This window comes from Lentzea cavernae, assembly GCF_014653695.1.
Lineage (GTDB): Bacteria > Actinomycetota > Actinomycetes > Mycobacteriales > Pseudonocardiaceae > Lentzea > Lentzea cavernae.
Genome location: NZ_BNAR01000013.1, coordinates 61,806 through 86,881, shown reverse-complemented (window position 1 = coordinate 86,881; position 25,076 = coordinate 61,806). Strand labels below are relative to the sequence as shown.

Sequence of the window (25,076 nt, the reverse complement as noted above, 5' to 3'; positions counted from 1 at the left end):
TGCTTGGTGCCCGGTGAGCGACCTCCTTTCGTAGGAGGCCGCTATGACCGACGTCACACTGCGCGTGCACGAGGACGGGGCCGACGACGAGCGCATCGAGCAGCTCACCACGTTCCTCAGCTCCGAGCTGCGGGAACTGGTCCCCGTCTCCGCCGTCCCCGGCGAGGCTCCCGAGGGCGCCAAGGCCCTCGACGTGGCCGAGCTCGGCACCCTGCTGACCACCATCTCGTCGTCCACGGTCCTGGCGGCGGTGATCAACGCCGTGTCGTCGTGGCTGGGTCAGCGCCGCGAGAGATCCGTGACCGTCGAGGCGGACGGCGAGGCCCTCGAACTCACCGGCGCCCCGACGGAGACCGAGCTCGCCCAGCGGTCCGCGTGGCTGGGCCGGCACCTGCACCGCTACGCCCTCATCATCGCGAGCCACGAGTTCTCCGACCCCGGCCTGTCGTCGCTGCGCGCCCCCGCCCACGACGCGGCACGGCTGGGCGAGGTGCTCGCGGACGCCCGCATCGGCGGCTTCCACGTGCGCACCCTGATCAACTCCCCGGCCGCCGAGGTGAACGAGGCCGTCGAGGACTTCTTCGCCGACCGCGAGCCGGACGACCTGCTGGTGCTCCACTTCTCCGGCCACGGCGTCAAGGACGAGGCCGGCGAGCTGCACTTCGCCACCTCCAGCACCAAGCTCTCCCGCCTGGCGGGCACCGCCGTGTCCGCGGACTTCGTGGCCCGCCGCATGAACCGCTCCCGCTCCCGCCGCATCGTGCTGCTCCTCGACTGCTGCTACTCCGGCGCGTTCGGCCGCGGCATGGTCGCCCGCGCGGGAGGCTCCGTGGGCCTCGAGGAGCAGTTCGGCGGCAGCGGCCGGGCCGTCATCACCGCCTCGTCGTCCATGGAGTACGCCTTCGAGGGCGCCGCGGTCGCCGACACGTCGGAGGGCGAACCGTCCGTCTTCACCTCGGCCCTGGTCGAGGGCCTCGAATCGGGCGACGCCGACCGCGACCAGGACGGCCACGTGGGCCTCGACGAGCTCTACGAGTACGTCTACGACCGCGTCCGCCGCGTGACCCCGCACCAGACCCCCGGCAAGTGGATGCTCGACGTGCGCGGCGACCTGCGCATCGCCCGCCGCGCCCGCCCGGTCTCGGTGCCAGCCGCACTGCCCTCGGAACTGCAGGAGGCGATCGACCACTCGCTGCCGGGGGTGCGGGCCGGGGCGATCCCCGAGTTGCGGCGGATGCTGTCGGTCGCGCACGAGGGACGGGTGCTGGCGGCGCGGATGGCGTTGCGGCGGCTGCGGGACGACGACAGCCGGATGGTGGCCGCGGCGGCCCGTGAGGCGCTGGGGGAGAAGGCTTCGGGGGAGAAGGCCGCACCGGAGCCGGTCGCGGTCAAGGCCGCCGCACCGCCGGTCTCCGCCGCACCGCCGGCCTCGGCCGCACCGCCGAACCAGAAGACCGCCGCGCCCGCACCGGGCAGGCCCTCCACCGCACGCACACCGAGCAGGCCGGTTGCCGCACTGCTGAAAGGGCAGTCCACCGCACCCGCGCCGACGTCGAAGCTGCCGACCGGCGACGACCTCGCGGCCCGAAAACTGTCGGTGCCGCCTGAGAGAATTGGGATGGGGGGTGAATCCCCCCAGGGGGCCCGCGAGTCGGTATCGATTCCGAAGCCGCCGGCGGAGCAGTGGGCCGCCGTGCTGCCCCGCCTCGCCGCCGGCCTGGCCCTGACCCTCCTGGTCGTAGCCCTGATGACGGTCCCCGGCAGCAACCTGAGGGTCATCGGCGACAGCAGTCTCACCACCTTCGTGTTCGCCGCCGTCTGGCCGTGGGCGCTGGTGGCCGCGCTCTTCGCCGTCACCTGCCGCGACCACCCGTGGGTCCCTGGCGCCGCGCTGGGCCTGCTGGCGGGCACGACAGGCCTGCTCAGCGGTGGCGAGACCTACGCCTGGGTCCCGTACGCACTCGCGGCCACCGCCCTGGCCCTCGCGACGGCCACGACCCCGTGGTGGCTTGCGATCACCGGCGGAGGGCTGGGCGCGCTCGGCGTCTACGTGGTCGCCTCCAAGGCGAACGACCTGACACCGCTCGGCGACGACGGCGAGGAGTTCACGCTGTTCGCCACGGCCGCCGCCCTCACCTGCCTCGCGGCGTACCGCGTCTGGCGCGACAGGCACTGGCCGAGCGCGATCGCACCGGCCCTGCTGCTCCTGGACGTGGTGCTCACGCTGACCGCGGAGGTCCCGTCTTACGTCACCCACGCGAGCCTGGCCGGCCTCGTCGTCGTCCCGCTGATCGCCGCCGTCACCACCGGCACGGCCCGGTTCGCCGCCTGCACGGCGGTCGCGGCCGGACTCCTCGTCAGGGCCAACGACTACGTCTCAGCGGACGAGCCGACGTTCACCGGCGTCGCCCACGTGACCCTGCCGCTGGTGGCGGCGGTGATCGCCTACTTCTCGCGCTCGCGCTGAGCCGCCTTCCGCCGCTTGCCCTCGTGCATCGCGACCACGCGGGCGACGGGGATGGTGTGCCCCTCGGCGACCAGGTCGTCCGGGAGGCGTTGCGGCGCGGGCATCAACGACGACCACGGGTCGCCGTCGAAGCGGGTCTTGATGGTGAAGTCCGAAGGTTTGACGTCGGGCAGCGACTCCCACGGCACCGGGAACGAGATCGGCAGGCCCTCGCGCAGCCGGGGGCTGTAGGCGGCGACGACCATGGCGCCCCAAGAGCGCGTCGAGTCGAGGAAGACCTTCCCGCCGCGCTCGTCCTTGATGTAGGCGGTGGTGGCCAGTGACGGGTCCAGCTTCTCGGCCCGCGCCGCCACCGCGCGCGTCGCCGCGGCCACGTCGTCGGGGGAGTGCGGTTCCAGCGGCACGAAGATGTGCACGCCCTTGGCACCACTGGTCTTCACGAGGCCCTGCAGGCCCGCGGCGGCCAGCGCCTCCCTGATCAGCAGCGCCGAGCCCACCACGACGTCGAACCCGGAACCCTCCGGCGGGTCGACGTCGAGGACCATGTGGGTCTGGTGGTGGTCGTCGCCGAAGTGGTCGCCGAGGTAGAGCGGCACGTGGTACTCGACCGCGCGCTGGTTCGCGAACCACATGAGCGTCTGCTCGTCGTCGCAGATCGCGTACTTGATCTTGCGGTGCGACGCCTCCGCCCACACCTCGACCGTGCGCACGAACGAGGGCGTGTACTTGGGGACGTTCTTCTGCATGAACGGGTCCTGGCCGCGCAGGATCCGCCACACCGACAGCTGCCGCCCGGCGAGCACCGGCACGAACCTGCCGGCCACGAAGTCCAGGTAGTCGACCAGGTCGCCCTTGAGCAGACCACCGAACAGCGGCTGGTCGAGCGACGAGAACTTGATCGGGCTACTGCTCATCCGGAACCTCGAGTTCGTCTCGGGCGGCCTTCTCCAGCAACGGTTCGATCGACCACACCGCGTCGTCGATCCCGGCGTGCAGGTCGCCCAGTTCGGCGTAGCGCTTCGGCACGGTGGCGATCGTGAAGTCCCGCGGGTCGACGTCCGGGACCTCGTCCCAGCGGATCGGCGTCGACACCGTCGCCTCGGGGAAGCCCCGCACGGAGTAGGCGCTGGCGATCGTGTGGTCGCGCGCGTTCTGGTTGTAGTCCACGAAGACCAGCGACGGATCGCGGTCCTTGCGCCACCACGTGGTCTCGACGTCGTCGGGCGCCCGGCGTTCGACCTCGTGCGCGAACGCCAGCGCGGCCTTGCGCACGTCCTGGAACCCGAACTCGGGCTTGATCCGCACGTAGATGTGCAGCCCCTTCGACCCCGACGTCTTCGGGAACCCCGTCGCACCCAGCTCGGCCAGAACTTCCTGCGCCACCAGCGCGACCCGCCGCACGCGGTCGAACGAACACGTGGGCCCGGGGTCGAGGTCGATGCGCCACTCGTCGGGCTTCTCGGTGTCGGCGGCGCGCGAGTTCCACGGGTGGAACTCCACAGTGGACATCTGCACCGCCCAGATCACGTCGGCGACGTGCGTGACGCACAGTTCGTCGGCGTGGCGGTTGTAGCGCGGGAAGTGCACCCGCACCGTCCGCACCCACGGCGGTGCGCCGTTCGGGAGCCGCTTCTGGTGCACCTTCTCGCCCGTGACGCCCTCGGGGAAGCGGTGCAGCATGCACGGCCGTTCCCGCAGCGCGCGGACGATCCCGTCGCCGACGGACAGGTAGTAGTTCGCGAGGTCCAGCTTCGTCTCCCCGCGCGCGGGGAAGTAGACGCGGTCGGGGTTGGAGATCCGCACCACGCGGTCCTCCACCTCGAGCTCCACAGCCGGGGACTTGCCCATGCCCACCAACCTAACCGGTCGTCCGCCCTGGATCCTTGTAGTTTGCGGTGGTGGACCTGTTCTCGCTCGCGCTGGGGTCGCTCCTCGACGAGGTCGGCGAGCTCACCGACGACGACTTCACCCGGCCGTCCGGGTGCGAGGGCTGGCTGGTGCGCGACCTGGTGTGCCACCTCGTGATCGACGCGCAGGACGTGCTGATCACGCTGGTGACGCCCACTGCCGACGCCGTGACGCACGACCAGGTGACGTACTGGGACGTCTCGCACGAACCCGCCGACGACCCGCTGGCCGCGCTGACGGTGAGGCTCGCCGCCGCCTACGGCGAGCCGTGGATGCTGAAGCACCACGTCGACGACGTGGGCCGGGCGGCGTTGCGCGCGGCGGAGCTCGCCGACCCGACGCTCAAGGTGGCCACCCAGGACAAGGTGCTGTGCACGTCCGGTTACCTCGGCGCGTACGTCTGGGAGTGGACGCTGCACCACCTGGACCTGGTCGTGAACCTGCCGGACCGGGCAGGACCGCCCGCCGGGGCGTTGGCCCGCTGCCGTGCGACGCTCGAACGGATCGCCGGGGCGTTCCCGGCCTCGTGGTCCGACGTGGACGTCCTGCTCGTGGGAACAGGACGGCGCGCCCCGACCGAGTCGGAGCGCGCCGCCCTGGGTGCTCTGGAGATCCCGTTCGTGCTGGGTTAGACCTGCTCCTCGGCCTGGGCCTTCTCGGCCAGCCGGGCCTCTTCGGCCTTGAACTCCTTGTAGGTGTTGCGCTCGCGCACCAGCCAGTCCGGGTTCTCGTCCTTGAGCGCGGTGATCTGGTCGGTGGTCAGCGCCTCGGTGATGCCGGCGCGCACCAGGCCCGACGTCGAGATGCCGAGCTTCTGCGCGATGAGCTGCTTGGGGTGCGGGCCGTTGCGGCGCAGGTCCGCCAGCCACTGCGGCGGGTTGGCCTGCAGCTCGTTCAGCTCGTCGCGCGACACGACGCCGGCCTGGAACTCCTCGGGCGTGGCCTCGAGGTACACGCCGAGCTTCTTGGCGGCGGTGGCGGGCTTCATGGTCTGCTGCGACTTCATGCGGAAAAGAGTAACGGGCTCGTCCGGTAGCCTCAGCACGTGACCGGATCGTTCACGCTCGCGTACGTCCCAGGCGTGACGCCGGGCAAGTGGGCGCGGGTCTGGCAGGACCGCCTGCCGGAGACCGAGCTGACCCTCGTGCAGGTACCCGTCGCCGAAGCCGCCGCGAAGGTGCGCTCCGGCGAGGCCGACGCCGCGCTGCTGCGGCTGCCCGGCGACCGGGAGGACCTGCACGCGATCCCGCTCTACACCGAGACGAGCGTCGTCGTGTTCCCCAAGGACCACGAGTTCGCCGCCGCCGACGAACTGTCCCTCGAGGACCTGGCGGAGCACGTCCTGTGGCAGCCGCTCGACGACGCGCTGGAGTGGGACGCGCTGCCCGGCCAGGCGCCGGTCGAACGCCCGGAGACCACCGCGGACGCCGTCCAGATCGTGGCGGCGGGCGTCGGGATGCTGGTCGTGCCGCAGTCGCTCGCGCGGCTGCACCACCGCAAGGACCTGAAGTACGTGCCGTTGAGCGACGCGCCGCAGTCCCGCGTCGCGCTGTCGTTCCCGATCCGCGACGAGAACCCCGAACTGGTCGAGCACCTGATCGGCATCGTCCGCGGCCGCACGGTCAACAGCACCCGCGGCCCCGCGCCGGAACCGGCGAAGAAGCAGGCGCCCAAGCAGCAGCGACGGGGTCCCGCGCCGCAGCAGAAGAAGCAGCCTGCCAAGCGCGTGAAACCCCGTCGCGGTCGCTGAAGAGCCCTGCCGTCCTCTTAGGACGGGGTCACTGGTTCTGGGCGGAGATCTGCTCGCGCATGCGGTCCTCCTGCGCCTGGATCTCGGGCGTCAGCGCGTCACCGAACGCCTCGGGGCCGTGGATCTGGCGGATCTCCACCTCGCCCTCCTGGAACGGCGCCTTCTTCAGCCACTCCACGGCGTCCTGCAGCGACGGCAGCTCCCAGATCCAGAAACCGGCGATCAGCTCCTTCGTCTCGGCGAAGGGGCCGTCGATGACCGTCGTCGCGCCCTTGCCGTCGAACGCCACCCGCGCGCCCTTGTCACTCGAGTAGAGGCCGTCGCCCGCGAGCATCACCCCGGCCTTGACGAGCTCCTCGTTGTAGTTGCCCATGGCGGTGAGCTCCTCGGTCGTGGGCATCACGCCGTTCTCGGTGTCCTCGTTGGCCTTGACGATGACCATGAACCGCATGTCGATCTCCTCTGCCTGGTGCGTCCGGTGCGTTTCTACCCACGCGTCGATCGGACGCCCCCGTCTTTCGACCGGCTCGCGGCAATTGTGACCGGGGTCACAGGGTTAGTGTTGACGGCATGCGCGAAGACGTCGACTGGATCCTCGAGAACTGCCAGGTCTGGGCCATCGTGGGGCTCTCGGACAACCCGTCCCGCGCGGCCCACGGCGTGGCCCGGTTCCTGCAGGAGCGCGGCAAGAAGATCGTCCCGGTGCACCCGTCCGCCGAGACCGTGCACGGCGAGCAGGGGTACGCGACGCTCGCGGACATCCCGTTCCCGGTCGACGTCGTGGACGTGTTCCGCCGTTCGGAGGACGCCGGGCAGTTCGCCGACGAGGCGGTGTCCATCGGCGCGAAGGCCGTCTGGTTCCAGCTCGGCGTGGTGGACGACGCCGCGTACGGCCGCGCGCGGGAGGCCGGCCTGCGCATGGTGATGGACGTCTGTCCCGCGATCGAGTGGCGCTCCCGTTGAACGAGTAGCTAACCTGGGTCGCGTCGTCCGGACACCTGGGGGTTCCGGAGGCGATCAGCCTGGGGGGCTTGATTTCGCATGCTCGTAGACATCACCGCGTTGCGGTCCGCCGAGTCGCCGCGCCTGCGCGGCTGCAGCGACGACTTCATCCGTTCACTGGCGTCGTCCGGCGCCCACCTGCCACCGATCGTGGTGCACCGCCCGACGATGAAGGTCGTCGACGGCACCCACCGCCTGAAGGCCGCGGCGCTGCGCGGCTGCCGGTCCGTCGAGGTCGAGTACGTCGAAGGCCCCGCGGAGGACCTGTTCGGTCTGTCGGTGTCGCTGAACCTCTCCACCCTCTCGACCGCCGACCGCGAGGCCGCCGCCCGGCGCCTGCTGCGGTCGCACCCGCAGTGGTCCGACCGGGCCATCGCCGCCTCGACGGGCCTGGCCGCCAAGTCCGTCGGCGTGCTGCGGCGTGCCGTGGGCGGTCAGGCCCCGGTCCGGGTCGGCCGCGACGGCAAGGTCAGGCCGGTCAACTCCGCCGCCGGACGCCGGTTGGCGGGACGGATGGCCACCGAACAGCCGGACGCCTCGTTGCGCGACATCGCCCGCGCGGCCGGGGTGTCGCCCGGCACCGTCCGGGACGTGCGGCGGCGGTTGAACGCCGGTCTCGACCCCGTGCCGGAACGGATGCGGGCCGCCGAGCGGGCCGAGGCCGTGCTGCCCGCCGGGCGCACCGAGGTCCGCGACCCCGACGCCACCCTGCCCATCCTGCGGCGCGATCCCTCGTTGCGGTTCAACGAGCACGGGCGGTCGGTGCTGCGGTGGCTGGAGGTGCACGCGGTGTCGTCGGGGGAGTGGGCCACCGTGGTCGCCGGGGTGCCCTCGCACAGCCGGGAACTGGTGGCGGACATGGCCAGGGGGTGCGCCGAGGCCTGGCTGGAGATGGCCGAGGCGCTGGAGAGGGAGAGCGAGCGCAGGGCGGTCTGACCGGCTGAGCGCTCAGGGGAAGAGGATGTCGCTGATCTCGCGCGCCACTTCACGCCCCACAGCGGGACGCAAGCGCGACAACAGCTTGCTGAACGCCGTCAGGTCTATGTGGACGGTCGCCGACCGCACCTGCCGGATGTCGTCGAGCAGGTCCATGACCAGTGCGCAGGCGTGGTCCGCGTCGCCCGCCTCGGCGTGGGCCAGGGCCCTGCGCAGGCCGAAGCGGGTGCGGGCGCGCAGGGCCGTGGGGGCGATCAGCGGCATCTGGGCGTCGAGGATGGCGGCGGCCTCGGCGTGGCGGCCCAGGTCGTGGAACGACCAGGCGCGGGCGATGGCCACCTGGTCCATGAGACTCGTTGTGCCGTAACGGGGTTCGCTCACGGTTCGCTGGAGTTCGGCTGCGCGGTCCAGCGCGTCCTGGCAGCGGTCGGCGACTCCGGCGAGGGCGTAGCCCTGGGCTTCGCGCAGTGCGGCCGCCGCCTGCACCGCGGTCGACCGCGACTTGCCCGCCCTGCGGGCGTAGCCGACGGTGGCGTGGGCGTCGCCGCGGTACAGGGAGAACTCGGCCATGCGGACGTACGCCCAGGACTCCAGTTCCGCGTCGCCGCCCTTCGCGGCGTACTGGACGGCGCGCTTGGTGAGTTCGGCGGCCGAGGCGTCGTCGCCCCGTTCCTGCTCCATCCAGCCCGCGTACTCGGCGTAGCGGGCGGCGAGCAGCCACAGGCCGCGGCCGAGACCGGGGTCGTCCGCGGAGCGGGCCATGGAGCTCAGGACGTCGACCTGGGGACGCAGGCTCGGCAGCACCACGTCGGAGCTCAGGCGGTGTCCCAGGGCGCGGTGGTGCTCGAACATCGCGTCGAACGTGAGGAGCGTCGTGTGATCGCTCGGGATCGGGCGGGCCGGGGCGTCGGCCAGTTCGATCAGATGACCGCCGGCCTGCAGGACGTCGTCGAAGAGCCGGGCCATTTCGGGAGTCGGGTGGACCCGGCCGTTCTCGATCTTGCTGAGGTGTCCCTTGCTGTACGGTACGAGATCGATCATCTTGCTGAGCGAGAGCCCGCGCTCGTTGCGCAGGCGGCGAACCTCCTGGGCGAACGTGGGCGGCAACGGCCTTCACCCCCTCCCCCGGAAGTGTGGACGTGGACAAACACCCGAATGCGGAATGTCCATCAATTGGCCTGTGATTGACGATCAACTGGGACCAACTCGAGCGGTCGGCGATGGTTCCATGTGAGTCATGGTGATGACGCGGTCCGACGAGGCGGCTGGTGTGGTGATGGTCTGGCAGCGCTTGGCGACCAACGTGGTCCACCGGTCGCGCTGGTTCGAGGTTCGCTCCGACAGCGTCGTCAGACCCGATGGCGGGCACGGCACCTACACGCACGTGGTGGCGCCTGGATCGGTCACGGTCCTCGCGATCCAGGACGACGACGAGGTCGTCCTGACCCGCCAGTGGATCTACACGCACGGCGGCACCGAGTGGCGGCTGCCCGGTGGGGCCGTCGACGAGACGGACGCCGATCCGCTGGCAGCGGCACGTCGTGAGCTCGCGGAGGAGACCGGGCTGCGGGCCGGGAAGTGGGAACGCCTCGGCCAGATCCACGGCGCGGACAGCCTGAGCAACCACGTCGACCACATCTTCCTGGCCACCGACCTCACCCAGGGCGAGCCGGCGCTCGAGCCCGGCGAGGCCGACCTGCGCGTGCGCACGATGCCGTTCTGCGGCGCGCTCGACCTGGTCCGCCAGGGCAAGCTCCCGCACGCCGGCAGTTCGCACGCGCTGCTCGTCATGGCGCTGCGCCGCACGACCCAGAAATAAATCTCCTCGTGGGGTTTCCACATTCTGCGTGCAACAGGAAACCCGTTCTCATTCGACTGGCGAAAAGCCACTCTTGGTGCATCGGCGAGAACAACAGCCCGAATGCCAGTCAGAATGAGAAGGTGAATTTCTCGATGAGAATGATCTGCTCACTCGCCACCGTCATGAAAGTTGCTGCGATCTGCCTTTTCGTCGGGTTCATGGTCGGCAGTGTTTTCATCGCAACGGTGATCTGACTCGAATTCGGACTGCGGTTCTCCCTGGCCATCAAAGGGAGGTGTCAGCCGTGGAACCGCACTTCTGCTCCGAGATGATCTGAGTGTCTCCGGCTACCAGCGTGGCGTCCACTGCACGCCGTAGCCGCGGCCCTGACGAGGGTGTGGGAACTGCACGTCGATCTCACCGATCTCGTCCAGCGGCAGCGTCTGCGGCCAAGGCGTCAGGTCATCGGTGTCGCGCGCGAGGGCTTCCTCGACGCGCCACACCGATGCCGGCAGGTCGTCCTGGTCGAACCGCACCCGCAAGCGGAACGACTCGCACATCCGCTCCGGCCAGAACACGTAGGTCGGGCGCATCGACTGTCCTCGTGGCACTCGTACCTCGAGTGCGAACTGGTGCGTCTGCCCCGCGTTGAGGGGCCGGGGCAACCGCAGCTTCATCAGAAAGCGTCGAGGGGACGGACGTTCGTGGCCGATGAGCTCGACCCCGTGCAACACCTCCACGTCCAGGTCGCCTGGAGCGCCATCGGGTGTGGGGGAGGGGATCGTGATCGACCACGCGATCTCGTTGACACCGTCGGTGTCGGCCACGACGGTCCGGCGTTCCGTGCACGCGGGCGTCGGGCCGTCCAGCTTCAGCAGCGCGTCGAACTCCTTGACGTGCCACAGTTCCGACGGCGCCACGTGCGTCGTCGAGGGGGCCGGCTGCAGCGCCACTTCCACCAGGCGCTGCAGTCCGGCGTCCATCCTCCTGCGCACCGTGCGCGCCCCGCGGTCCTGTTGCTTCGCGAGCCACTCGATGCGTTCGTTGAGGAACCGGTACTGCGCCTCGTCGTGCAGTCCCAGAGGCGCCAGAACCGCGTTGCGGACCTCGACCGGGAATCCGCGCGTCGCGTTCGCGACCCAGTCGCGCAGTTTCGTCCGCACGGCTTCCGCGCCGTCCGTCTCGACGATGCCGCACACCTGGCGCAGCGCCGGTCCGACGTGCAAGTCGATACCGGGAGTCTGCACACCGCGCCCACGGCACAAGGTGCGCAGCTCTTCCATCAGCTGCTCAGGTGAGACAGACATCCGTCCTCCGCGCGGAAATGCTTTGCCGGGCATGTCGGGCTTACCTGATCGGACGTTACTCCGGATGCGCCATCCGGGTGAACGCGAATGTCGGCGGGCGAGGGGATTCTTCTACACCGTCCCGCAAGATGATCACCGCCGAACGACTGATGTCCTGACCTGGCCTTTACCGGTAACGTGCTGGTCACGGGCAGTGACTCCCTCCGGTCGCCGCCAACCCTGCCGTTGGAGGTTTTCTAGTGCTGCGCACAATATTGAGCGTCGCCGCGGTGTTCTCGCTGGTCAGCGGCGTTCCTGCCGTCGCTGCGCCCGCCGAGGGCGCCTACCTGCTGCAGTTCCGCACCACCCTGTCCGACAGCCAGCGCGACCAGCTCGAACGTCTCGGCGTGCGGCTGGGCGCGTTCGTCCAGGACGGCACGTACGTCGCCCGCATGACGAGCACCGCGCGCGTCTCGAAGCTGGGCTACGTGCGCGAGGTGAAGCCGTTCAGGGCCGAGCCCCGGATCATGGCCCTGGGCGGCTCGTCCGGCTACCTGATCACGCTCGTCGAGCAGGACGAGCGCGACCAGAAGACCGTCGCTGACAAGGTGAAGTCCTTGGGCGGCACGGTGAACGAGATCTCCGCGAGCCGCGAGCACATCATGGCCACCCTGGACGCGGGCCAGGCCGCGCAGCTCGCGAAGCTGCCCGCCGTGATCGCGATCGACCCGGTGTCGGCGCCCGAGACCGACATGGCGATCTCCCGCGAGTCCTCCGGTGCCAACTACGTCGAGAGCGTCGGCGGTTACAAGGGCCAGGGCGTGCGCGGCGAGGTCATGGACGGCGGCCTGCGCACCACGCACCAGGAGTTCCGCGCCCGCCCGCCGCTGATGCACACCGGCAACTCGTCGAGCACCTCGCACGGCACCTCGACGTACGGCCAGATCTTCGCGTCCGGCGTCTCGTCGGCGCACCGCGGCCTGCTGCCCGAGGCGCAGGGCATCTTCGCGATCTACGGCTCCGGCGACCGCTACGCCCACACCAAGCAGCTCGTCGACCCGGCCGGCCAGTACAGGGCGGTGTTCCAGAGCAACAGCTGGGGCGACTCGCTCACCACGTCGTACAACTCGATCTCGCAGCAGATGGACAGGATCGTGTTCGACCACGACCTGCTGATCTGCCAGTCGCAGAGCAACGCGGGCACCAGGAGCTCACGCCCGCAGGCGTGGGCGAAGAACGTGCTCTCGGTCGGCGGTCACTACCACTACAACACCCTCGACCGCGCCGACGACAAGTGGAACGGTGGCGCGTCGATCGGCCCCGCCGCCGACGGCCGCATCAAGCCCGAGATCTCGAACTACTACGACCGCATCGACACCACGACGTCCACCAACGACACCGCGTACACCACGTCGTTCGGCGGCACGTCCGGCGCCACGCCGATCACCTGCGGCAACGCCGGCCTGATGTTCCAGATGTGGGCGGACGGCGTGTTCGACGGCGGCCCCGGCAAGGGACGCGACGTGTTCGCCTCCCGCCCGCACGCCGCGACCGCCAAGGCGCTGCTCATCAACACCGCCAACCAGCACGCGTTCACCGGCACCACGCACGACCAGACCCGCACGCACCAGGGCTGGGGCACGGCGTCCGTGCGCAACCTGTACGACCGCGCGAAGGCGGGCGGCTGGAAGCTGCCGGTGCTGGTGAACGAGACCGACCTGCTCGCGACCGGTCAGTCGCGCAAGTACACCGTGGCGTCCAACGGCCAGACGCCGCTCCGCGCGACGCTGGCCTACACCGACCCGGCCGGCTCGCCGACCGCGGCCAAGGCGACCGTCAACGACCTGACGCTGAAGGTCACCGCCCCCAACGGCACCGTCTACTGGGGCAACAACGGCCTGCTCGCCGGCAACTGGTCGACCTCCGGCGGCGTCGCGAACACCGTCGACACCGTCGAGAACGTCCTCGTCCAGACGCCCGCCGCGGGCAACTGGACCGTCGAGGTGATCGCGACCTCGGTCAACGTGGACGGTCACGTCGAGACCTCCGCGACCGACGCCGACTACGCGCTGGTCGTGTCCTAGCTATTCGAACCGCTCGGGGTCGCCCGCGCCGTAGCGGATGATCTCGGCCTCGCCGCTCGAGAAGTCCACCACCGTGGTGGGCGTGGTGCCGCACTCCCCGGAGTCGATCACCGCGTCCACCACGTGGTCCAGGCGTTCCTTGATCTCCCAGCCCTGCACCAGCGGCTCGGCCTCGTCGGGCAGCAGGAGGGTGGACGTGAGCAGCGGCTCGCCCATCGCCTGCAGCAGCGCCTGCGTCACGACGTGGTCCGGGATGCGCGCGCCCACCGTCTTCTTCTTCGGGTGCATCATGCGGCGCGGCACCTCCTTCGTCGCGGGCAGGATGAACGTGTAGTTGCCCGGCGTGGACGCCTTGACCGCGCGGAACACCGCGTTGTCCACCACCACGAACTGCCCGAGCTGCGCGAAGTTCTCGCACATCAGCGTGAAGTGGTGCTTGTCGTCGAGCTTGCGGATCTCCCGGATGCGGTCGATGCCGTCCTTGTTGCCCAGCCGGCAGCCGAGCGCGTAGCAGGAGTCGGTCGGGTACGCGATCAGGCCGTCCTCCTGCAGGATCCGCACTGCCTGGTCGATGGCGCGCTTCTGCGGGTTGACCGGGTGGACGTCGAGGTACTTGGCCATGGCGTGTGAGCTTAGGCCGATCATCCGGGGGCCAGCATTTCGGCTCGCGCACGTTGATAACCTGGGCGTACTTCTTTCCCTGGTTTGGAGACCCCTAGCGATGCTCGACCGTGCCGTCGTCGACGCCCTGTTCCCCTCGGACCTGCCCGAGCCGTCCCACTGGGAGGAGCAGTACCCGCCCCGCGGGCTCGGCGAAGGCGCGAAGGTCACCCGCCTGGGCCCGTCCCCGACCGGGTTCCTGCACATCGGCGGCCTGTACGTCGGCTCGATCGACCGCGACGTCGCCACCCACTCGGGCGGCTCGTACATCGTGCGCGTCGAGGACACCGACCAGGCCCGTGAGGTCGAAGGCGCCGTCGCCCAGTTCACCAAGGCGTTCGAGTACTTCGGCATCCAGCCCGACGAGGCCGACGAGGTGGGCGCCTACGGCCCGTACCACCAGTCGCAGCGCGAGCAGATCTACCTGACGTACGTGCGCGAACTGCTGCGCGACGGCAAGGCGTACCTCTGCTTCGCCACGAAGGACGAGCTGGCGGACATCACCGCCCGCCAGCAGGCCACGAAGCTCCCCACCGGCTACTACGGCCGCTGGGCGATCTGGCGCGACAAGACCGCGGAGGACGTCGCCGAGGCCCTGGAGGCCGGCCGCCCGTACGTCGTCCGCTTCCGCTCGCCGGGCAAGGCGGGCGAGCGCACCTCGTTCGTCGACGCCATCCGCGGTTCCCTGGAGCACGAGGCCAACCGCAACGACGTGGTGATCCTCAAGGCGTCCGACCAGTCCCCGCGCCTGCCCACCTACCACTTCGCCCACGCCGTGGACGACCACCTGATGCGCGTGAACCTGGTGATCCGCGGCGAGGAGTGGATCTCCTCCGTCCCCACCCACCTGCAGCTCTTCGACGCCCTCGGCTTCGACCGGGTCGAGTACGCCCACATCGCGCCGCTCATGAAGCAGCAGGGCGGCTCCCGCCGCAAGCTCTCGAAGCGCAAGGACCCCGAAGCCTCCGTCGAGTTCTTCATCGAGGCGGGCTTCCCGGCGCAGGCCGTCCAGTACTACCTCCGCGGCCTCGTGAACGCCCGCCTGGCGGAGCTGCCCCTGGCCGAGGCCCTGGAGGCACCGATCTCGCTCGCCGAGTGCGGCGTGGCGGGCCCCCTCGTCGACCTCGTGAAGCTCGACGACATCTGCGCCGACTACGTGGCCACCCTCTCCGGCGAGGAGATCATCTCCCGCGTCTCCGAGTGGGCCACGGCCTACGACCCCGAGCTGGTCTCCGTGCTCGCCTCGGAGCGCGACGCCGCCCTGGCCGCCCTGCAGGTCGAGCGCGGCCCGGAGGTCGCCAACCCCCGCAAGGACCTCCGCAAGTGGTCCGACTTCCGCACCGCCTACGGCTTCTTCTTCCCGTCACTCTTCCCGCTGGTCTCCGACCGCACCGACGAGCGCCTCGGCGGCCTCCCGCCCGAGCTGATCTCCGCCTTCGCAGCGGACTTCGCCGACGGCTACGCCGACCTCGAGGACGGCCAGGAGTGGTTCGCCCAGATCCGCGAACTAGCCACCAAGCACGGCTTCGCGCCGAACCCCAAGGAGTACAAGAAGAACCCGGACGCCTACCCGGGCTCGATCCGCGAGGCGGCCCAGCTGATCCGCGTGGCCCTCACCGGCTCCAAGGCCAGCCCGGACCTGCACGCCGTGGCCCGCACGCTGGGCACCGACGAGGTCCTGCGACGGGTGCGCGCACTCGCGGGCTGACGCACGTGTGTGAACGGCCCTCGGCTCCTACGGGAGCCGGGGGCCGTTCGCTTTCCGGTGCTCGGCCCACGTCCTCGCCGCCTCGGTGGCCGGAGTGCCCGCGAACTTCCGTCCCCACAGGGACATCAGCGAGGCCGCGAACGCGGTGAGCGCCTCAGCAGGCGCTTCCCGGAACCCGCCGAACTGCTTTGCCCACTCCTCGGCCCGGGCGGGGTCGTGCCCTTCCGCCACGAGCCGCACGACCGTGAACGCCGGGTCGATCCAGGAGGCACCGGTCCGCCACCACGCCCAGTCGACGACACGAGCGGTGCCGGCGACGAGGACGTTCAACGGGTTGAGGTCGGAATGCACCAGCGTCGCACCGCGCATGTGCCGCGGGGCCAGCGCCGCCCACTCGTCAGCGGGCTCGTTCGCGAGCGCCGCCTCCCAGTGCTCGGCGATCAGTCGTCGTGGTGCCCGCTGCGGCACGATCGTGCTGATCTGCTCGATCGCACCTGCGACCAGCGGTAGGTCGGGGGAGCCGGGTGAGAGGTCGGCATGCCGCCCGGGAACGTGTTCGAACCCGAGCAGCAGCCAGCCGTCCCGTTCGACCTGCCAGAGCAAGTGCGGTGCGAGCTCCTTCGGCAGGAAGGGATTCACCACAGCTTCGTTGCGATGCATCACCGCCTGCGGCCCGTCTGCCCTGCCTCCCTTGCAGAACACCGATCCGGCCGCAGTGGTCAGCGACGCGGCGAACGCGGAGTTGCGGCCCGCGGAAGCACTCTCCGCCGCTGTCACCGGTCCGACGCGGTCCTGGACCGCCTCTCGCACTCCGGCGGGAAGTTCCTGCCACTCCAGGCGGCCGCTCATCTGTTCCCTCAACTCGGGTCTTCGCCACCTTGACCGCAGGTGGTGCAGCCCGCGTGGCACTGCGAACAACGTCCTTCGCCGGTCAGCCACAACTCGGGGTGGAAGGGCAGTCCGGCGGCCTTGATCGCCTCCACAGTAGGACCGAGCACCTCCGCTGTCGCGCGGCGCACCGGCGCGACGAACTCGTCCGGTACGTGGTGGATGAACCTTCCTGCCGCTCGATCGCAGAAGGTCGCGTAGTCCTGGGTGTTGAGGATGAACTGGTGCCAGCCGAGGTCCACCTGCCTGCTGGGCCGGAACCGCTGGTGCGGATCGGCCGCGCAGACCGTGAGGAAGCTGATCGTGTCGGTGATGATCCGATCGGCTTCGGCGACTGTGAGCGAGTGCTCAGCGGCCAGTTGGACGCGCAGCCGTTGCCGGACCTCGGTCGTGACGGCGGGCGGGGAACAGACGATCTCGGACATCGGCTTCTCCTGACCTTCGGTTGTGGTGCTGCCTGTCAGAAGCCTGGTCCCAGCCGGTCTTTCGGGGAACGAACCGGTGTGGCACTTCCGTGGCACTTGCAGCGCACCTGCACGTGCCCGCCTGGTTCCATTGGCTGTGGGAGGTCACGGACATGGGGTCGCTGGCACATTGGACAGGCCGTGAAGCACGTGCGCTTCGCCGCGCGTTGCGTCTCAGCGTTCGTGCCTTCGCGGAGCGTCTCGGTGTCGGTGTTCGCACCGTCACCAAGTGGGAGTCGCTCGGCAGCCGGACCACGCCGAGGCCGTTCATGCAGTCCATCCTGGACACCGCCCTGTCCACCGCGGATCCGGAAGCCAAGCAGCGCTTCGAGCTGTTGCTGCGGCAGGACGGCGAAGTGCCGGTGCGGGACTACTACCGAAGCGGTCCGAGGGAATGGGACTACGAGACCTGGACCGACGACCTGGGACGTGCGGCGGCATGCCTGGCCCAGCAGGACTTCGAGTTCGCGGGCAGCCTCGTCGACCGCTGGCTGCGGCGCTTCACGCCGACGGAGCTCGACCGGCACGGCCTGCACCTGCACGCCCGATCGTTGGTGTTGCTCGGGGACCTGCAGCGAGACAGGGGCGACGTCCACGGGCCTCTGTCGGCTTCGCACACCTACCGTTCCGCGCACCAGTTCTTCCACGACCTGGGTGTGCCACGGCGGGCAGCGCAGGTCGAGTTGTCACTCGCGGTCGTGGAGGAGATGAACGGACGGCTCGATCTCGCGGCGCGCAGGTACGAGGTCCTCGCCGGAGACTCCCGCCTCAGCCCTCGCGACCGAACACGCGCTCTTCTGTGGGTGGGCACAGCTCTGAGCAAGAAGGGCTCCAACGACCACGCGGTGGCGGTCATGGCGGAGGCGATCCGTCGTTTCGAGCAGCTCGAAGAGCCAGACGACTGGTCGGTCGCACATCAGAAGATGGCTCTCGCGCACCGTGGTGCCGGCGCACTCACCGTGGCGCTGCGCTACATCGATGTCGCACTCGCGAACCGCTCGGACTCCCCGATGCAGCGCGTCCGCCTGCAGACGGCCCACGCCCACATCCTGCTCTCCGACCGCGCGACCTCGGACGGCGGGCTTCAGCTGCTCGATGAGGCCGCCGAGACGTCACGTACGTTCGACATGTCCCACCAACTAGCCAGCATCGAGACCATTCGAAGCGCCTTCGAGCACGTGAACTAGGAGCGCACAACCGTGAGCCAGCGGATCAGCGACGAGCAATGGCGCGACGCGGAGACCATCTGGGACTACCACCAGATGAACCACGAACCGCGTCCCGTCGACGTCGCCATCGGCCTCGGCAGCCACGACCTCGGCGTCGCCGCCTTCGCCGCCGAGCTGTACCGCGCAGGGTTGTTCCCGTTGCTCGTGTTCACCGGAGGCAACAGTCCGACGACGGCCGCACGGTTCCCTCACGGGGAAGCAGTGCATTACCGCGAGCACGCCCTGCGCCTCGGAGTGCCTGACAGCGCTGTCCTGGTCGAAACTCTGGCGGGCAACACCGGCCAGAACGTGTCGCTGTCGCGTGCGCTGCTGTCGGCGCACGGTCACGAGCCCGACTCGGTGCTGCTCATCTCGAAGCCGTACATGGAACGCCGCGCCTACGCGACGTGCCGGAAGCTGTGGCCGGAGGTCGAGGTCGTCTGCGCCTCGGAGCCGCTGAAGTTCGCCGACTACGTCCGCTCGATCGGCGACGAGAAGCTCGTCATCGACATGCTCGTCGGGGATCTGCAACGGGTCGTGGAGTACCCGAAGCACGGCTTCGCGGTGGAACAGGACGTGCCGGCCGACGTGTCCGCCGCCTATGACCGACTTGTTGCAGCAGGGTTCGACAGCCGCATGCTGCACCTGTAGACCGCTGGGGCTCAACGCAATGGCGAAGCCGAGGCGTGCATACCTCTGCCGCCCTGACCAGCGGTGATAACGCAACCACGACGGCGATTGGGGCTTGACTTCGGGTGTGAGGCCCTACACTGATGGATCGGCTGGGCTCCTCGATGCCCAGCTTTTTCAGGCCGATCCAGGGCCTCACAAGGGCCCCGAAGTCAAGCCCCAATCGCGATCGTCGCGAAGCGGCGATGACCGGCACCGGCTCGTCACAGGCCCACGCAACCACCCGAGCAAGGTGACCATCCGCCAACCAAGGCGACCACCCCGCTGGAACCGGCACCAGCCAACCCAAGCCGACCCGCCAGCGCCCCCAGCGAACAACCCCACCCCCAAATCCCCCTCAAAACCCCACACAACCACACAAGCCCGGTATGAGAACTTCGTCCAAAGAGTTTCCGGAACAAAGTCGTGAGAGCGTTCCCATTGACGCGGACGTAACACGCCGTTGAGGATCGGCGGCATGCATTGGAGAAGCACTCTCGCCGCAGTGCTGGGGCTGACGCTCGCCGCCGGCACGACCTCGGCGGCCGTGGCGCAGGACGCGCAGCACTGGCCGCCGAAGCCGCCGAAGCAGACGGTCATCGGGCAGCCCAAGACGCAGAACGGCTGCGCTCGCATCGAGAAGTCCCTGCCGGAGCTCAAGGACTGGCCGAAGGTCGAGAGCCAGCTCAAGGGTGACCGCAAGGACGAGGCGCGCATCAAGGCGATCCTCAAGGACATGACGCTGGCCGAGAAGGTCGGCCAGATGACGCAGCCCGAGATCTCCGCGATCACGGCCGAGGACGTCAAGAACTACGGGTTCGGCACGATCCTCAACGGTGGCGGTAGCTGGCCGGGTGCGAAGAAGAACGCGACGCCGCAGGAGTGGCTCGCGCTCGCCGACACCTTCTTCGAGGCGTCGAAGCAGTCGCGCACCAAGATCCCCGTCATCTGGGGCATCGACGCCGTGCACGGCAACAACAACGTTTACGGCGCAACGGTTTTCCCGCACAACATCGGTCTCGGTGCGACGCAGGACCCGTGCCTCATCCGCGACATCAACGCCGCCACGGCCGAGCAGATTCGGGCCACGGGGCAGGACTGGGCGTTCGCGCCGACGCTGGCCGTCGTGCAGGACGACCGGTGGGGTCGCACGTACGAGGGCTTCTCCGAGGACCCGCGCATCACGCGCGCCTACGGCTACGAGGCCGTGAAGGGCTTGCAGGACAACGCGAAGAAGCGCATCGGCGAGGACGGCGTGATCGCCACCGCCAAGCACTTCATCGGTGACGGCGGCACGACCGGCGGCAAGGACCAGGGCGTCAACGCCTCGTCCGAGAAGGACATGATCAACATTCACGGCCAGGGCTACTACGGTGCCCTCGCCGCGGGTGCGCAGTCGGTGATGATCTCGTTCAACAGCTGGACGAACGACGTCATCCAGGAGGGCAAGGTGCACGGTTCCAAGTACGTGCAGACCGGCATCCTCAAGGAGAAGATGGGCTTCGACGGCCTGCTCGTCGGCGACTGGAACGGCCACGGCCAGGTCACCGGCTGCACGAACGGCAGCTGTGCCGCGGCGATCAACGCCGGCCTGGACGTCCTCATGGTGCCGAACGACTGGAAGGCGCTCATCACCAACACGATCGCCCAGGTCAACGCCGGTGAGATCCCGATGGCCCGCATCGACGACGCGGTGACCCGCATCCTGCGCGTCAAGTTGCGCGCCGGTGTGTTCGAGGCCAAGAAGCCGTCGCTGCGCGAGCACGCGGGTGAGCAGAAGGCCCTGCAGCACAAGGAACTCGCCCGCGAGGCCGTGCGCGAGTCCGCCGTGCTGCTGAAGAACGAGAAGCGCGTGCTGCCGCTGTCCAAGCGCAGCAAGGTGCTCGTGGTCGGCAAGAGCGCCGACAACATCGGCAACCAGACCGGTGGCTGGACGCTGTCCTGGCAGGGCACCGGCAACACCAACGCCGACTTCCCCAACGCCACCAGCATCCTCAAGGGCATCCAGGACACCCTGGGCACCTCCAACGTCACGTTCGCCGAGACCGCCGACGGTGTGGACCCGAGCCAGTTCGACGCCGTCATCGCCGTGATCGGTGAGACGCCGTACGCGGAGGGCGTGGGCGACCTCGGCAAGCGCTCCTTCGAGGCCGCTCGCCTGCAGCCGCAGGACATCGCCGTGCTGGACAAGGTGTCCGGCAAGGGCAAGCCGGTCATCACCGTCTACGTCGGTGGCCGCGCGCTGTACATGAACAAGGAGATCAACCGCTCCGACGCGTTCGTCGCGGCCTGGCTGCCCGGCTCCGAGGGCGGCGGCATCGCCGACCTGCTGATCAGGGGACGCCACAACGGGTTCAGCGGCAAGCTGTCCTACTCGTGGCCCGGCGAGGCCTGCCCGGCGCTGCCCGGTGAGGCCGCGAAGAAGCCCCTGTTCAAGCTGGGCTACGGCCTGCGCGACTGGGAGACCGGCCGCGTCGGCAAGCTCGACGAGACGAGCCCCGGCGTCCTGTGCTCCGGTGGTGGCGGTGGCACCGCGACCGACGACCTGGAGATCTTCAACCGCACCGACATCGCGCCGTACCAGAGCATGATCGGTTCGGCGGAGAACTGGGGCGGCACCGTGGTCGGGCCCGACGGCCAGGCCTCGCACGCCGAGATCAACGTCGTGCAGTCCGACGTCAACGTCCAGCAGGACGCGCTCAAGACGACGTGGACCGGTACCGGCCCCGCACAGGTGTACCTGCAGAGCCCGGCGGTCAGCGACCTCCGCGGTTACGGCAACGCCAACGCCGCCATCCAGTTCGACGTGATCGTGCACCAGGCCCCGGCCAACCGCACGGTGATCAGCTCGCACTGCCAGTACCCGTGCATGGCCGAGATCGATGCCACGCAGGCGTTCCGAGACCTCCCCGTCGGGCAGAAGTCGACCGTCAAGATCCCGGTCTCCTGCTTCTCCAACAAGGGACTGGACCTGGAGAGCGTCAACACGCCGTTCCTGGTCTACACGGACGGCGCCTTCCAGGCCTCGTTCGCGAACATCCGGTGGGTGCCCAAGGCGGGCGCCGACCCGGACGCACTGCCCTGCACGTAGGAACATGACCGGACGCGCCCCTGCCGACACACCGGCGGGGGCGCGTTCCTATGTGGACTCCAGCAGGAAGCGTGCCGCCTTCCGGGCCTGCCGCGCCGGTTCCGACGACACCGTGATCGCCGTGTTCGTCATCGCGCCCTCGAACAGCAGGAAGATCGAGTCCGCCACCCACTCCGGCTTGCCCATCGCCTCGACCATTGCCGCGATCGCGCCCCGCACGCCGGACTTCTGGTGGCGCACGACGGCCGTGACCCGGTCGGAGGACGGCCCCAGCTCCGCGTAGGAGTTGATGAACGCGCACCCGCGGAAGTCGGTCGTGCCCGACGAGTCCGCCATCCAGTCGAAGACCGCGAGGACCTGCTCCTGCGGTGACGACGCGCGCAGCACGTACTTCATCGTCTCGGCGGTGATCGCCTCCTCCCGCCGGCGCAGCACCTCCTCGACGAGCGCGTCCTTGCCGTCGAAGAGCGAGTAGAGCTTCTTCAACGAGACGCCCGCCTCCGCGCGCAGCTCGTCCATGCCGACCGCGTGCGCGCTCTTCGCGTAGAACAGCCGGTCAGCGGCCTCCAGAACCCTCTCGCGAACCTCTGTGTCCGTCGTCACTTCAGCTACCCCTTGCCGTGGAGAACGTTCGTTCTCTACTGTAGCAAACACACCGGAGAACGAGCGTTCTCCACCGCTGAGGGAGACGGAAATGTCGAAGATCGTGCTGGTTCACGGCCTGTGGCTCACCGCGAGCAGCTGGAAGAACGTCGCCGAGCGGTTCACCGCGGCCGGCCACGAGGTGCTCACGCCGACCTGGCCCGGCTACGGCGAGGTCGCCGAGATGAGGGCGCACCCCGAGGTCGCGAACGGCCTGGGCGTCGTCGAGATCACCGACCACGTCGAGAAGTTCATCCGCGAGAACAACGCGGAGGACGCGATCATCATGGGCCACTCGTTCGGCGGCCTGATCACCCAGAAGCTGCTGGACCGAGGCCTGGGCAAGGCCGGTGTCGCGATCCACTCGGCACCCGCGAAGGGCACGCTGGGCCTGCCGTTCTCGTCGCTCAAGGCCGCGTTCCCGGTGCTGAAGAACCCGGCCAACGCCAAGCGCAACGTCGCCCTCTCGCCCGAGGAATGGCACTACGCCTTCACGAACACCCTCTCGAAGGACGACGCGGAGGCGTTGCGGCAGAAGTGGGCCATCACCGCGCCCGGACGTCCGCTCTGGCAGGCCGCGACCGCGAACTTCACCACGCACAACGCGACGAAGGTCGACTACAGGAACCCCAACCGCGCGCCGTTGCTGTTCATCGCGAGCGAGAGCGACAACGTCGTGCCCGCGTCGATGAACCGCGAGAACGCCCGCCGCTACAAGACGCCCTCGGTCACGGAGATCAAGGAGTTCCCGAACCGCCCGCACTTCGTCATGGGCACGCAGGGCTGGGAAGAGGTCGCCGACCACGCCCTGAACTGGGCTGAGAAGTTCTAGCTGTCGAGGTCCACGGGCTCGCCCCTGATCGCGGTCACCGAACCGCCGGTCTGAGCGGCGAGCCAGACCTCGAACGCCTCCGGGTCCTTCGTCAGAACGGTGAAGGTGACGTCATGGCCGTACTCGGTGTCCGCGACGTGGTGCCCGGCCGCGCGCAACGCGTTCTCCAGCTTCCCCGCCTGATCGTGGTCCACGGCCAGAAGCACGCTCTCGTGCCGCTCACGGGTGAGAGTGCCCAGCGAGTCGACGGCCTCCGACACGGCCCGTCCGTACGCCCGGACCAGGCCACCGGCGCCCAGCTTGATCCCGCCGTAGTAGCGGGTGACGACGACCGCGACGTCCACGAGGTCCCGGCGCGTCAGCACCTCCAGCATCGGCACCCCGGCGGTACCGGCGGGTTCACCGTCGTCAGACGACCGTTGAGTGTCCGTGGTCCGGAAAGCCGTGCAGTTGTGCGAGGCCTGCCAGTGCTCCTTGCGCACGCGAGCGAAGAAATCGGAGGCCTCTGCGTCGGTGGCGACACGGGCGACGTGGCACAGGAACCGCGACCGCTGGATCTCGATCTCGTGCGTGCCGTCCCGCTTGATCACCTTCACGGCTCGATTGTCCCGCCTCTCAGGTTGATCTGCGCCGCTCTGCTTCACCGAACAGCGCGTCGAGCTCAGCGGGTGGCACTTCTTCGAGTTGCTCGTACGTGCACTCCAAAGGTGTCTTGTCCTCGCGGAACCGCACCAGCCGTGCGGTGTGCCGGAACCGCCCGCCCTGCACGTGCTCGTACCGCACCTCCGCCACCCGCGACGGTTCGAGCAGCACGACCTGGAGCTGCTTTCCTGGATTCCACCGGCTGTTCATGCCGGGGCCCTCGTACGTCGCCCACGCGCTCCACGGGTGCTCGGCGGGGTCGAGCAACGGCTTCAGCTCCTCGACGAGCTCCCGCCGCCGCGCCGCGGTGAAGCTGCTGGCCACACCGACGTTGTGCAGCTCACCGTCCTGGTAGAGCCCCAGCACGAGCGACCCGACCGTCTCGCCGTCCTTGTGCAGGCGGTAGCCCGCGACCACGCAGTCGGCGGTCCGCTCGTGCTTCACCTTGAACATCACGCGCTTGTCCGGCTCGTAGACGCCGTCCAGGGCCTTCACGACCACGCCGTCGAAGCCCGCGCCCTCGAACCGGGTGAACCAGTCCTGGGCCACCTCGGGGTCCGCTGTGGACGGTGTCAGGTAGATCCCGGGGACCTCGGTGACGGCCTTCTCCAGCATGGACCGCCGCTCGGCCAGCGTCAGGCCGGTGACGTCGGAGTCGCCCAGCGCCAGCAGGTCGAACGCCACGAAGCTCGCCGGCGTCTCGACCGAGAGCTTCCTGACCCGCGACGCCGCCGGGTGCAGCCGCAACTGCAGGACGTCGAAGCTCAGCCCGTCGGGCGTGACGAGCACGATCTCACCGTCCACGACGCACCGCGGCGGCAGCGCCTCCTTGAGCAGCTCGACGACCTCGGGGAAGTACCGGGTGAGCGGCTTGTCGTTGCGCGACCCCAGCTCGATCTCGTCGCCGTCGCGGAACACGATGCAGCGGAAGCCGTCCCACTTCGGCTCGTACGCCAGCCCGTCCCCTCGCGGCAGCGACGGGACGGACTTCGCGAGCATCGGCTTCACCGGCGGCATCACGGGCAGGTCCACGAATGG

At 69.3% G+C, this 25,076-nt stretch carries 25 protein-coding genes; 12 read left to right on the top strand and 13 right to left on the bottom strand.

Translation table 11 applies throughout. From position 1 onward, the window contains the following. Positions 1-43 precede the first annotated feature (43 nt). Positions 44-2,467 (top strand): effector-associated constant component EACC1, encoded by a 2,424-nt coding sequence (locus tag IE307_RS33620; protein ID WP_191303443.1) that lies wholly within the window; start codon positions 44-46, stop codon positions 2,465-2,467. Here IE307_RS33620 and IE307_RS33615 read toward each other — a convergent pair. Both IE307_RS33615 and ligD read right to left on the bottom strand, forming a co-directional pair. Beyond that, positions 2,446-3,381 (bottom strand): DNA polymerase domain-containing protein, encoded by a 936-nt coding sequence (locus tag IE307_RS33615; protein ID WP_191303442.1) that lies wholly within the window; start codon positions 3,379-3,381, stop codon positions 2,446-2,448. The two genes, IE307_RS33620 and IE307_RS33615, sit on opposite strands and share 22 nt — an antisense overlap. Next, on the bottom strand, positions 3,371-4,315 hold the full coding sequence (ligD, locus tag IE307_RS33610) for a non-homologous end-joining DNA ligase (protein WP_191303441.1): 945 nt from the start codon (positions 4,313-4,315) through the stop codon (positions 3,371-3,373). Before ligD ends, IE307_RS33615 begins: the two co-directional genes overlap by 11 nt. A 50-nt stretch (positions 4,316-4,365) precedes the next feature. Here ligD and IE307_RS33605 point away from each other — a divergent pair, with 50 nt between their 5' ends. Continuing rightward, the gene (locus tag IE307_RS33605) at positions 4,366-5,007 is read left to right on the top strand and encodes a maleylpyruvate isomerase N-terminal domain-containing protein (protein ID WP_191303440.1); all 642 of its coding nucleotides are present in this window, start codon (positions 4,366-4,368) and stop codon (positions 5,005-5,007) included. On the opposite strand, the gene IE307_RS33600 is transcribed toward IE307_RS33605, so the two are convergent. Further along, positions 5,004-5,363: a DUF5997 family protein gene (locus IE307_RS33600; RefSeq protein ID WP_191303588.1), complete on the bottom strand. Its 360-nt coding sequence runs from the start codon at positions 5,361-5,363 to the stop codon at positions 5,004-5,006. The genes IE307_RS33605 and IE307_RS33600 overlap by 4 nt on opposite strands. A gap of 57 nt (positions 5,364-5,420) precedes the next feature. Between IE307_RS33600 and IE307_RS33595 the strand changes: the two genes are divergently transcribed. Further along, positions 5,421-6,125, top strand: coding sequence for a LysR family transcriptional regulator substrate-binding protein (locus IE307_RS33595; protein ID WP_191303439.1), 705 nt, complete (start codon positions 5,421-5,423; stop codon positions 6,123-6,125). Between the two features lie 28 nt (positions 6,126-6,153). On the opposite strand, the gene IE307_RS33590 is transcribed toward IE307_RS33595, so the two are convergent. Continuing rightward, the gene (locus tag IE307_RS33590) at positions 6,154-6,576 is read right to left on the bottom strand and encodes a YciI family protein (protein WP_191303438.1); all 423 of its coding nucleotides are present in this window, start codon (positions 6,574-6,576) and stop codon (positions 6,154-6,156) included. Between the two features lie 119 nt (positions 6,577-6,695). Between IE307_RS33590 and IE307_RS33585 the strand changes: the two genes are divergently transcribed. Further along, positions 6,696-7,088 carry a CoA-binding protein gene (locus tag IE307_RS33585; RefSeq protein ID WP_191303437.1) on the top strand — a complete coding sequence of 131 codons (393 nt, stop codon included), beginning with the start codon at positions 6,696-6,698 and terminating at the stop codon, positions 7,086-7,088. Between the two features lie 78 nt (positions 7,089-7,166). Then, complete coding sequence (locus IE307_RS33580; RefSeq protein ID WP_191303436.1) at positions 7,167-8,063, top strand: ParB/RepB/Spo0J family partition protein; 897 nt, start codon at positions 7,167-7,169, stop codon at positions 8,061-8,063. Positions 8,064-8,075: 12 nt separating this feature from the next. Here IE307_RS33580 and IE307_RS33575 read toward each other — a convergent pair whose 3' ends face one another. Continuing rightward, on the bottom strand, positions 8,076-9,170 hold the full coding sequence (locus IE307_RS33575) for a helix-turn-helix domain-containing protein (protein ID WP_191303435.1): 1,095 nt from the start codon (positions 9,168-9,170) through the stop codon (positions 8,076-8,078). Positions 9,171-9,300: 130 nt separating this feature from the next. Here IE307_RS33575 and IE307_RS33570 point away from each other — a divergent pair, with 130 nt between their 5' ends. Continuing rightward, positions 9,301-9,882: an NUDIX domain-containing protein gene (locus tag IE307_RS33570; RefSeq protein ID WP_229905323.1), complete on the top strand. Its 582-nt coding sequence runs from the start codon at positions 9,301-9,303 to the stop codon at positions 9,880-9,882. Between the two features lie 109 nt (positions 9,883-9,991). Here IE307_RS33570 and IE307_RS33565 read toward each other — a convergent pair whose 3' ends face one another. Then, positions 9,992-10,150: a hypothetical protein gene (locus IE307_RS33565; protein ID WP_191303434.1), complete on the bottom strand. Its 159-nt coding sequence runs from the start codon at positions 10,148-10,150 to the stop codon at positions 9,992-9,994. A 61-nt stretch (positions 10,151-10,211) separates the two neighbouring features. Then, complete coding sequence (locus tag IE307_RS33560; RefSeq protein ID WP_191303433.1) at positions 10,212-11,171, bottom strand: hypothetical protein; 960 nt, start codon at positions 11,169-11,171, stop codon at positions 10,212-10,214. Between the two features lie 239 nt (positions 11,172-11,410). Here IE307_RS33560 and IE307_RS33555 point away from each other — a divergent pair, with 239 nt between their 5' ends. Continuing rightward, complete coding sequence (locus tag IE307_RS33555) at positions 11,411-13,234, top strand: S8 family serine peptidase (RefSeq protein ID WP_191303432.1); 1,824 nt, start codon at positions 11,411-11,413, stop codon at positions 13,232-13,234. Here IE307_RS33555 and IE307_RS33550 read toward each other — a convergent pair whose 3' ends face one another. After that, positions 13,235-13,855 carry an L-threonylcarbamoyladenylate synthase gene (locus IE307_RS33550; RefSeq protein WP_191303431.1) on the bottom strand — a complete coding sequence of 207 codons (621 nt, stop codon included), beginning with the start codon at positions 13,853-13,855 and terminating at the stop codon, positions 13,235-13,237. A 100-nt stretch (positions 13,856-13,955) separates the two neighbouring features. Between IE307_RS33550 and IE307_RS33545 the strand changes: the two genes are divergently transcribed. Next, complete coding sequence (locus tag IE307_RS33545; RefSeq protein ID WP_191303430.1) at positions 13,956-15,602, top strand: glutamate--tRNA ligase; 1,647 nt, start codon at positions 13,956-13,958, stop codon at positions 15,600-15,602. Between the two features lie 27 nt (positions 15,603-15,629). Here IE307_RS33545 and IE307_RS33540 read toward each other — a convergent pair whose 3' ends face one another. Together IE307_RS33540 and IE307_RS33535 are read right to left on the bottom strand one after the other, a co-directional pair. After that, the gene (locus IE307_RS33540; RefSeq protein ID WP_191303429.1) at positions 15,630-16,451 is read right to left on the bottom strand and encodes a phosphotransferase family protein; all 822 of its coding nucleotides are present in this window, start codon (positions 16,449-16,451) and stop codon (positions 15,630-15,632) included. 8 nt (positions 16,452-16,459) lie between these two features. Next, complete coding sequence (locus IE307_RS33535) at positions 16,460-16,915, bottom strand: glycine-rich domain-containing protein (protein ID WP_191303428.1); 456 nt, start codon at positions 16,913-16,915, stop codon at positions 16,460-16,462. A gap of 89 nt (positions 16,916-17,004) precedes the next feature. Between IE307_RS33535 and IE307_RS33530 the strand changes: the two genes are divergently transcribed. The 3 genes from IE307_RS33530 to IE307_RS33520 all read left to right on the top strand — a co-directional run bounded on the left by IE307_RS33530 (position 17,005) and on the right by IE307_RS33520 (position 21,922). Further along, on the top strand, positions 17,005-18,141 hold the full coding sequence (locus IE307_RS33530; RefSeq protein ID WP_229905322.1) for a helix-turn-helix domain-containing protein: 1,137 nt from the start codon (positions 17,005-17,007) through the stop codon (positions 18,139-18,141). Between the two features lie 12 nt (positions 18,142-18,153). Beyond that, positions 18,154-18,813: a YdcF family protein gene (locus IE307_RS33525; RefSeq protein WP_229905321.1), complete on the top strand. Its 660-nt coding sequence runs from the start codon at positions 18,154-18,156 to the stop codon at positions 18,811-18,813. A 496-nt stretch (positions 18,814-19,309) separates the two neighbouring features. Further along, positions 19,310-21,922, top strand: coding sequence for a glycoside hydrolase family 3 protein (locus IE307_RS33520; protein WP_191303427.1), 2,613 nt, complete (start codon positions 19,310-19,312; stop codon positions 21,920-21,922). A gap of 48 nt (positions 21,923-21,970) precedes the next feature. Here IE307_RS33520 and IE307_RS33515 read toward each other — a convergent pair whose 3' ends face one another. Next, positions 21,971-22,525 carry a TetR/AcrR family transcriptional regulator gene (locus IE307_RS33515; RefSeq protein ID WP_191303426.1) on the bottom strand — a complete coding sequence of 185 codons (555 nt, stop codon included), beginning with the start codon at positions 22,523-22,525 and terminating at the stop codon, positions 21,971-21,973. A gap of 91 nt (positions 22,526-22,616) precedes the next feature. On the opposite strand from IE307_RS33515, the gene IE307_RS33510 reads away from it, so the two are divergent. Then, positions 22,617-23,396 (top strand): alpha/beta hydrolase, encoded by a 780-nt coding sequence (locus IE307_RS33510; protein ID WP_229905320.1) that lies wholly within the window; start codon positions 22,617-22,619, stop codon positions 23,394-23,396. Here the strand turns inward: IE307_RS33510 and IE307_RS33505 are convergent. After that, positions 23,393-23,992: a YigZ family protein gene (locus tag IE307_RS33505; RefSeq protein WP_191303425.1), complete on the bottom strand. Its 600-nt coding sequence runs from the start codon at positions 23,990-23,992 to the stop codon at positions 23,393-23,395. The two genes, IE307_RS33510 and IE307_RS33505, sit on opposite strands and share 4 nt — an antisense overlap. Positions 23,993-24,011: 19 nt before the next feature. Continuing rightward, a complete protein-coding gene (locus tag IE307_RS33500) occupies positions 24,012-25,070 on the bottom strand; it encodes an ATP-dependent DNA ligase (RefSeq protein WP_191303424.1) in 1,059 nt (352 codons plus the stop codon). Positions 25,071-25,076 lie beyond the last annotated feature (6 nt).